The sequence below is a fragment of the Streptomyces chilikensis genome (assembly GCF_001642695.1).
Taxonomy (GTDB): Bacteria; Actinomycetota; Actinomycetes; order Streptomycetales; family Streptomycetaceae; genus Streptomyces; species Streptomyces chilikensis.
In genome coordinates, this window is record NZ_LWCC02000127.1 from 1 (window position 1) to 8,202 (window position 8,202).

The window sequence follows — 8,202 nt, forward strand, 5'->3', positions numbered from 1 at the left end:
CCCCCGCGGCCGGCGGCGGACCGCTTCCGTCGCCGGCCGCGGGGGCGGCGCCGGGGCTCAGCGCAGCAGCAGCGCGGGATCGGCGTGGATCTGCTCGATGACCTGACCCGCCGCGCCGAGCACGGCCGCGTTCTCCCCCAGCGAGGAGACCACGACGGCCGGCACCTGCCCGTAGAGCCCGCCGGCGCGCAGCGCCGCCTCCACCGAGGGCGTGGTCCACCGGGCGAGCGCGGAGAAGACCCCGCCGAGCACGATCGTGTCCGGGTCGAGCACCTTGACCACCGCGGTCAGTGCCCGCCCCAGCGCGTCCCCGGCCCGGCCCACCGCCGCGGTGGCCGCCCGGTCACCGGTGTCGAGCAGCGCGGTCAGCGCCGACAGCGGCTCCAGCGGCCCGGCGACGGCGTTGTCCGCCAGCGAGTCGCCGAGGCCGGCGGCGTGCAGGATGGCGTCGCGGCCCGCGACGCGCTCCAGGCAGCCGCGGGCGCCGCAGGCGCACGGCTCGCCGTCCGGGTCCACCTGGAGGTGGCCGAGCTCCCCGGCGTAGCCGTGCGCGCCCTGGAACACCCGGCCGTTGAGCACCACGCCCGCGCCGATGCCTATCTCCCCGGAGACGTGCACGAAGTCGCCGAGGTCGGCGCGCCCGGCCCCGAACCACAGTTCACCGAGCGCCGCCAGGTTCGCCTCGTTCTCGGCCCTGGTCGGCAGTTTCAGTCCGGACAGGCCCAGGTCGGTGAAGGCGGCGGCGGGCACGTCGTGCCAGGGGAAGTTCGGGGCTCGGAACATGCCGGTGCGGTCGATCATGCCGGGCAGCGCCACGGTCGCCCCGGTCACCGGCAGGCCCTGTTCCGCCGCGGAGTCCGCGGCCTGCCGGGCCAGGCGGGCCAGGGCGACGGCGATCTCGCCCGGCTCGCGGCCCCGGTTGTCCGCCGCCACCAGGAGCCGGTAGCGCACCCGGCGGCCGAGGTCGAGCACGGCGGCGGCCAGGTAGTCGACGTTCACTTCGAGCCCGAGTCCCGCGGCGCCCGCCCCGTTGACCGCCACGCCGATGCCCGGGCGCCCCCGGTCCCCTTCGTGCAGCATGTCCCCGTCGTGCACGAGACCGGCTTCCGCGAGCACCGCGATGAGGTTGGAGACGGTGGTCTTGGTGAAGCCGGTGAGCGCGGCGAGCCGGGCACGGGTGACCGGCTGGTGCGCGGCGATGACCCGGAGCAGCACGGCCAGGTTCCGTTCCCGCATAGCGGCATGGCGCATGGGCTCGCGGATTTCGGATGGCATGGGCCAAGGCTATCGGTTGTGCTCACGACGGCGGCCCCGGGGGACGTCAGTGCATCGCGGTCACGGAGGGACCCTGCGCCTGCCCGTCCTTCACGACGGACTTCCTGCGCGGCAGGAACAGCGCCGGGACCAGGCACGCCACGATCAGCGCCAGCGCGACCGTGTAGGTGCCGCCGAACGACTCCGCCAGGGCCGTCCTGCCCTGCTCGAGCAGGGCCGGCGGGACCTGGTCGGCGGGCACCTTCTCCTGGACCACGGCGCTGTAGGTGCCGGCCGCCGGGTCGTCGAGGACGCGGTTGGTGAAGATGACCGACATGACGGCCGTGCCGATCGACCCGGCGGTCTGCTGCACGATGTTCATCATGGTGGAGCCACGGGCGATCTGGTGGTCGGTGAGCGTGCTCAGGGCCGCGGACATGATCGGCATCATCGTCACGCCCATGCCCATGCCCATCACGAACAGGGCGCCCAGCAGAACGGGGTAGGACGTGTCGGCACCGACCTGGGTGAACACCGCCATGCCCGCGCTGATCACCACGATGCCGGCCAGCACCAGCTTGCCGGGCCCCATCTTGTCGGTGAGGCGGCCGCCGATGGGCATGGTCAGCATCGCGCCCAGGCCCTGCGGGGCCAGCAGCAGGCCGGCCGAGAGGGTGTCCTCCTGCCGGACCTGCAGGAAGTAGCTGGGGAACAGCAGCATCGCGCCCATGAACGCGACCGAGAACAAGGTCATCGTGATCACGGCGATGGTCACGTGACGGTTCTTGAACAGGCTGAGGTCGATGAGGGCGTTCGCCTTGCGCAGGGCGTGCGCCACGAACGCCAGCACGAGCACCAGACCGATCAGTCCGGGCACCAGGACCTTGGCCGCGGCGGCGGTGCCCTCCTCCGGGATGGTGGACACGCCGTAGAGGAAGAGGGCGAGACCCGGCGACAGCAGCAGCATGCCGACGACGTCGAACGGTTCCGACGGCTGCGAGGTGTCCTTGGGCAGGACCCTCCAGGCGGCGACCAGGGCGACCGCGCCGATCGGCACGTTGATCAGGAAGATCCACTGCCAGCTGGCCGCGTCGATCAGCCAGCCGCCGAGGATCGGGCCGCCGATCGGGCCCAGCAGCATGGGCACGCCCAGCACCGCCATGACGCGGCCGACGCGTTCGGGCCCGGCGGCCCGGGTCATGATCGTCATGCCCAGCGGCATCAGCATGCCGCCGCCGAGGCCTTGCAGCGCCCGGAAGACGATCAGCGGGCCGATGTCCCAGGCGAAGCTGCACAGCGCCGACCCGGCGACGAACAGCACGATCGAGGCCAGGTACAGGCGCCTGGTGCCGAACCGGTCCGCGGCCCAGCCGGTGATCGGGATGACCGCGGCCAGGGCCAGGGTGTAGGCGGTCATCGTCCAGGCGACGGTGGCGTAGCTCGCGTCGAACTCACGCTGCAGGGTCGGCAGGGCGACGCTGACCACGGTGACGTCGAGGATCGACATGATGGCGCCGATGACGACGACGCCGGCGACCCTGAGGACGCCGCGGTCCAGCTTGTCCGCCGCCGGGGAACCGGCTGCGGGCCCGGCCGGAGGCGAGCCTGTGTCAGTACTCACGGGAAAGGGGTTCCTTGTCAGTAAGCCGGTCGTCGGCGCGACCGGCGGTCACCAGCGACAGCCAGCTCCGTGCGGAAGGGGCGCCGCCTCCGGAAGGCCCGCGACGACGGGGGCCCGGGCTTCGCCACCGCGCGATCGTAACAAGTGTCCGCTTGTATCAAGAATGAATTTCGTCAACCGGTGAAAGGGCTTCCGGTACCGGTGACTTCACTGATTCGGAACCCGGGAAAGGCCGTTTGACTTGGCATGGACCGAATTCCCGCACGACCTCCGGCGACCGGGAGCACGAGCGTCCGCGCGGCCGGCACGACGAAGGGAACTCGGACATGTCAGCTCGCACCGGCCGGCGCCGGCCGCCGTACAGGCCCGGCCCCTCCGGGACGCCGCCGGACCGTCACCGCGGGGCGGCGGCGTCCGCGCCCGCCGGGCCGGGAGGCCGCGCGCCGTGTCAGGAGGCGTCCGGCGGCAGGATCTCGACGTCCGCGGCGCCCGGCGCCAGGAAGGACAGCAGCGCGGCCCCCTCGCTCTCCACCTCCTCGCGCTCCCCGGCGGACAGGGCGGCGTGGGGCGTGACGGCCAGCCGGACGGCGCGGCCCTCCTCGACCTTGCGCCAGGTGCCGCGGACGAAGCCGTCGACCAGGAAGGTGCCGGGGATCACCGCGTTCCTGGTCATGATCCGCCGCCGGCTCCCGGCGCCGATGATCCGCGACCGGTCGGCGTGCGAGAGGATCGCGTTGTCGAACTCGGCCAGGAAGCGCACCGGGGCGGGGGTGTCCGGGGCGGGGCGCGGGGCGTCCGGGAGGTCGAAGAGCTCGGTCCCGTCCTCGTCCGAGAACACCAGCAGCTCGCCGCGCAGCGCGTCGACGGTCTCCTTCAGCCGGGTCAGCCCGGACCAGGTCCGGATGTCGGCCACCGACGCCGGGCCGAAGGCGGCGAGGTGGCGGCGCACCAGCGCCTCCCGGTCGGCGGCCGGGGCCATCGGGGCCGACAGCCAGTCCTCGGCGGTCGCGTAGACCGGCTGCCCGGAGCGCCCCCAGACGCCGCGCGGCGGGATCTGCACCATGGGCACCACCACCCGCAGCGCGTTGCCCAGCAGGAGCCGGTCGAGCCCCGGCCACCGCTCCTCCAGCAGCCGGGCCAGCTCGGCCGCGCTGCGCGGCGCCGCGGCCAGCCAGGCGCGCCCGGCGGCCGCCAGCTCCGCGGGTTCCACCCCTTCCAGCCGGCTCCAGGCCCTGGGCCCCAGCACCCCGTCGAGGCAGGGCTGCACGGTGGGGCGCAGCCACCGGCAGTCGGCGGCGGTGACCAGGTGGACGGTGCCCCGCATCACGACGAGGCGCACGACGGACCGGTCGAGCAGCAGGGCGGACAGCTCGTCGGCGGCGAAGTCGCGCGTCCTGGTCCACAGGCCGACGTAGGGGGCCTGCGGGGACTGCGCCTGCAGTCCGGTCAGGTGCTCGATGACGGCGTGCGCGGTCATCGGGGCGCGTTCCAGGAGCAGTTGGCGGGCCAGGAGGGCCCGGTTCAGCGCGCGCCGGGACAAGGCGGTCGGATGTGCCGAGGTGATCGCCATGCGGGTGCCGTCCTCTTCAGCCGTGGTCCGGTGCGGCGGCCGTACCGCCCGCTCGCGTCCCGACCCTAGGCGGCATTGCGGACACTTTCCGTCCTCTTCCGCGAAGCGGCGGGAGCGCTCCGGACGCCACGCCCGGGGCCGTCGCCTCCACCGCCGCCGATCGGACTCTCCGAGGACCCGGCCCGCTCCCGTCACGCCCGGGGCCGGGATCACGGCGGAGGCGACGGCCACCCCGCACAGGGCCGGACCGGGCCGCGCAGGGACGCGCGGGGTCGGACCGGGCGGGCCCGGCGCGGCCCCCGGCGGCGGCCTCCCGCGTTCGCCCGGCCGTGGGAGCACACTGGAATCGGCACTACTTCGTCTCTGGAGGCGGTCATGATCCTCCTCGGAATCATCCTGCTGATCATCGGGGCCCTCGCCGACCTGGCCTTCCTCTGGACGATCGGCATCATCCTCGTGGTCGTCGGCGCGGCGCTGTGGATCGCGGGGGCCCTGGGCCACGCGGTGGGCGGACGCAAGCACTACTGGTGACGGTGACGCCGGCCCGGCGGAGGACCGTGCGCCGCGTCACCACGGCGAGGGTCGCACCCCCGCGCACGCGGCCGCCCGTGGAGGCGACCGCGTGCGCCGCGTGCCCGCAGTGAGCCCTCACGCACTCCGAACGCGCCTCGTTCGGGGGCGAGTTGGGGGCCACCCGGCCGGATGAACGGCCGCGGCGCCCCTTCCGGCCACGGCGATCTTCACGGCCCGCCCACACCCTCCCGACGTCCACCCCAACTCCCCTCGGCGCAGGGGTCATTGGCATATGCGGACGACCGCGGCCGGACGGCGTACGCCGTTCGCGGCACACCGCGCGCACGCCTTCGAAGGGCGTTTCGAACACTCCCGCCGCCATGGATTCGACGCTCGTGGACACATAGCGTAGTGGGTGTCATACACCTCGTAACGACCGGCGCATCCGGATGCTCAGTGCCGGCGACCCCGGGGTGACCAGAGGCCTTTGGTTCCCGTGCCGCCCGTCGCCCACGACGGCGGTGCGAGCCCGCCCCGGATCCCCGGGCCGGGCCGGTCCCACGCCTCCCGCCGCCGCGCCCCGCCCAGGGAGCGGTGGCGGGCGGTGCACTCTGACGAGAACGGCACCGCCATGACAGAACGACGCATCCACGACTGGTCCCCCTCCGCGGTGGTCTTCGACTGCGACGGCACCCTGGTGGACTCGGAGTCCCACTGGCAGGAGGCGCGGCTGCGCGTCCTGCACCGTCACCGCCTCGTCCCGGCTCCCCGGTTCGCCGACCGGGCGGCCGGGCTGCACTACACCGCCTGCGGCCGGCTGATGGCCGAGGAGGCCGGCAAGCCCGAGCTGGCCGGGGAACTGGCGGACCAGCTGCTCGGCGAGTTCCGCCGGCTGGCCGCGGCGGCCCCGGTGGTCATGCCGGGCGCGCTCGCCCTGGTCCGGTTGCTGGCCGGCCGTCTGCCGCTCGCCGTGGCGAGCAACTGCCCCGCCGACGTGGTGGAGACGAGTCTGGCCGGCGCCGGGCTGCTGCGCCGGTTCGGCTCGGTGGTGGTGCCCGGCGACGGGCTGCGGCCCAAACCGGCGCCCGACCTGTACGAGACGGCGGCCCGCCGCTGCGGGGTGGACCCGGCCGACGCGCTGGCGGTGGAGGACTCGCTCACCGGGATCGACGCCGCCCGGGAGGCCGGCCTGCGGGTGGTGGGGGTGGGTCCACGGCCGCCCGCGCCGGACGCCGGGCGCGCCGATCTGTGGGTGGGCTCGCTGGCCGATCCCGGGCTGCTGGAGCTGGTGGGGAGGTGGCTCTCCGACCGGTGAGCCGCTCGCCCGCGGGCTCAGCCCACCGGGGGTGACAGGTACGGGGTGAGGGTGGTGACGGTGCCGCCCGCCGAGGTGAGGAACAGCGCGACGCCCACCGCGCCCGGGTCGGGCACGTCGGTGGCGCGTTCCCGCAGGTAGCTGGCGCGGCCCAGCCGGGCGCGCAGCCCCGCGGTGTCCCGCACCCCCTGCCAGGCGGCCTCGGCCGCCCGCCGCAGGGCCTGGTCGGGCGGGGTCGGTCCGCCCGCGGCGGCCAGCGCCTCGGCGGCGGGGTGGAGCGCGTCGACGAGGGTCTTGTCCCCCGGTTCCGCCTCGCCCACCCGGCGTATGGCGGCCAGGCCCTCGGCCACGCCCTTGGCCAGCGCGGGCGTGGTCAGCCGGTCGTCCTCGACGTCGGCGGCCGCGGCGAGCGACTGGAGGAGGAGACCGAAGAGCGGGCCGCTGGTGCCGCCGACCTCGTCGAGGAAGGCGGTGGCCGCGGCGTCCAGCGGGCCGGCGGCGCGGCGGACCCCGGAGGCGTCCACGGGGTCGAGGGCGTCCAGCCGCGCGAGGGCGGCGGTGGTGCCGGCGTTGAGGTTCACACCGAAGTCGCCGTCGCCCGACTGCTGGTCGAGGGCGGTCAGTTCGGGCTCCGTGGCGCGGGCCGAGCCGGCGAAGCGGCGTATCCAGCCGTCGGTGTACGCGCCGTCGAAGAGGGCCGTGGTCATCGCATGCCTCCCATGCCTCGCGGAATGATCACCAGCTGAGCGCGGCGGTGCGCACGGGCGCGTCGTACCGCTCGAGCACCTCGGGGCCGGCCACCATGAGGGTGATCGAGAAGCCCCGCATGTCCAGCGCCGTCACGTAGTTGCCGACGAGGGAGCGCGCCAGGTGGAGCCCGCGGTCGTCCAGCAGGCGGCCCAGCTCGCCGAAGATGCCGTAGAGCTCCAGCGGGGTCACCGAGCCGAGGCCGTTGACCAGGGCGATCATCGAGTCCCCGGGGGAGGGGGCGAGCGCTTCGAGCAGCGCCCCGGTCATCTCCGCCACCAGTTCGGACGACGGGCCGTGGACGCGGGCGCGGTCGGCCCGCTCGCCGTGGATGCCGACGCCGTACTCCAGCTGGCCGGCGTCGAGTTCGAAGGCCGGACCGCCGGTGGTGGGCGCCGTGTGGGCCCGCGAGGCCACCGCGAGGGTGCGGCAGCGGGACACCAGCAGACCGCCCAGCTCGGCGAGTTCGCCGAGTCCCAGGCCGCTGTCGGCGGCGGCGCCGAGGATCTTCTCCACCAGCACCGTCCCGCCGGTGCCGCGCCTGCCGGCGCGGATCTCCTCCGACTCCGAGGCGAGGTCGTCGTCGACCAGCACCCGGGCGCAGGGGATGTCCCGGCGGGCCAGGCGTTCGGCGGCGATGCCGAAGTTGATCCGGTCGCCGGTGTAGTTCTTGACGATGTGCAGCACGCCGTCCTCGCGGGCGGCCGCCACGGACGCCTCGTAGACGGAACGGTTGTGCGGCGAGGCGAAGACCCGGCCGGGGACGGCGGCGTCGAGCATGCCGCGTCCGACGAACCCCGCGTGCAGCGGTTCGTGTCCGGAGCCTCCGCCGGAGAGGAGCGCGACGCGGCGTCCGGGCGCGGGGTCCCGGGCCAGCAGGTAGCCGTGTTCGGTGTCGTGGGTCACCAGGGGCGCGTGGGCCCGGGCGAAGCCGGCCAGGGCGTCGGGCACCAGGTCCTCGGCGGCGTTGCCGAAGTACGCGGCCATCGGGGGTCTCCCTCCTCACGGTCCGCCCTGCGGCCACGGTCCGCCCGTGGCCGGGCGGACCCGCCTGGGCCATCCTGCCCGGATACGACTGCCCTCATGCTGGGCGCACGCGGGGCCCGCGGCAACTCGGGCCGGGGCCCGGCACGCCGCGCGCGCCCGGCGCTCCGGCCCCGGTCACCGCCCGCGCGGCGCGGC

Annotated in this window: 7 protein-coding genes; 2 read left to right on the forward strand and 5 right to left on the reverse strand. The window is 74.9% G+C overall.

What is annotated here, in order from left to right:
* Positions 1 to 57: 57 nt before the first annotated feature.
* The 3 genes from A2U95_RS26460 to A2U95_RS26470 form a co-directional block, all read right to left on the reverse strand.
* Positions 58 to 1,275 carry an ROK family transcriptional regulator gene (locus A2U95_RS26460; protein WP_206283071.1) on the reverse strand — a complete coding sequence of 406 codons (1,218 nt, stop codon included), beginning with the start codon at positions 1,273 to 1,275 and terminating at the stop codon, positions 58 to 60.
* A 46-nt stretch (positions 1,276 to 1,321) separates the two neighbouring features.
* A complete protein-coding gene (locus A2U95_RS26465) occupies positions 1,322 to 2,875 on the reverse strand; it encodes a DHA2 family efflux MFS transporter permease subunit (protein ID WP_166027556.1) in 1,554 nt (517 codons plus the stop codon).
* Positions 2,876 to 3,323: 448 nt separating this feature from the next.
* Positions 3,324 to 4,445, reverse strand: coding sequence for a winged helix DNA-binding domain-containing protein (locus A2U95_RS26470; RefSeq protein ID WP_166027559.1), 1,122 nt, complete (start codon positions 4,443 to 4,445; stop codon positions 3,324 to 3,326).
* Positions 4,446 to 4,820: 375 nt separating this feature from the next.
* Between A2U95_RS26470 and A2U95_RS26475 the strand changes: the two genes are divergently transcribed.
* Both A2U95_RS26475 and A2U95_RS26480 read left to right on the forward strand, forming a co-directional pair.
* Complete coding sequence (locus tag A2U95_RS26475; protein ID WP_166027562.1) at positions 4,821 to 4,976, forward strand: DUF6131 family protein; 156 nt, start codon at positions 4,821 to 4,823, stop codon at positions 4,974 to 4,976.
* Between the two features lie 613 nt (positions 4,977 to 5,589).
* Positions 5,590 to 6,273, forward strand: a complete 684-nt coding sequence (locus A2U95_RS26480; protein ID WP_166027563.1) for an HAD family hydrolase — start codon at positions 5,590 to 5,592, stop codon at positions 6,271 to 6,273.
* A 17-nt stretch (positions 6,274 to 6,290) separates the two neighbouring features.
* Here A2U95_RS26480 and A2U95_RS26485 read toward each other — a convergent pair whose 3' ends face one another.
* Positions 6,291 to 6,980, reverse strand: a complete 690-nt coding sequence (locus tag A2U95_RS26485; RefSeq protein ID WP_166027565.1) for a DAK2 domain-containing protein — start codon at positions 6,978 to 6,980, stop codon at positions 6,291 to 6,293.
* Positions 6,981 to 7,008: 28 nt separating this feature from the next.
* Positions 7,009 to 8,007 carry a dihydroxyacetone kinase subunit DhaK gene (locus A2U95_RS26490; protein WP_166027567.1) on the reverse strand — a complete coding sequence of 333 codons (999 nt, stop codon included), beginning with the start codon at positions 8,005 to 8,007 and terminating at the stop codon, positions 7,009 to 7,011.
* Positions 8,008 to 8,202: the final 195 nt, after the last annotated feature.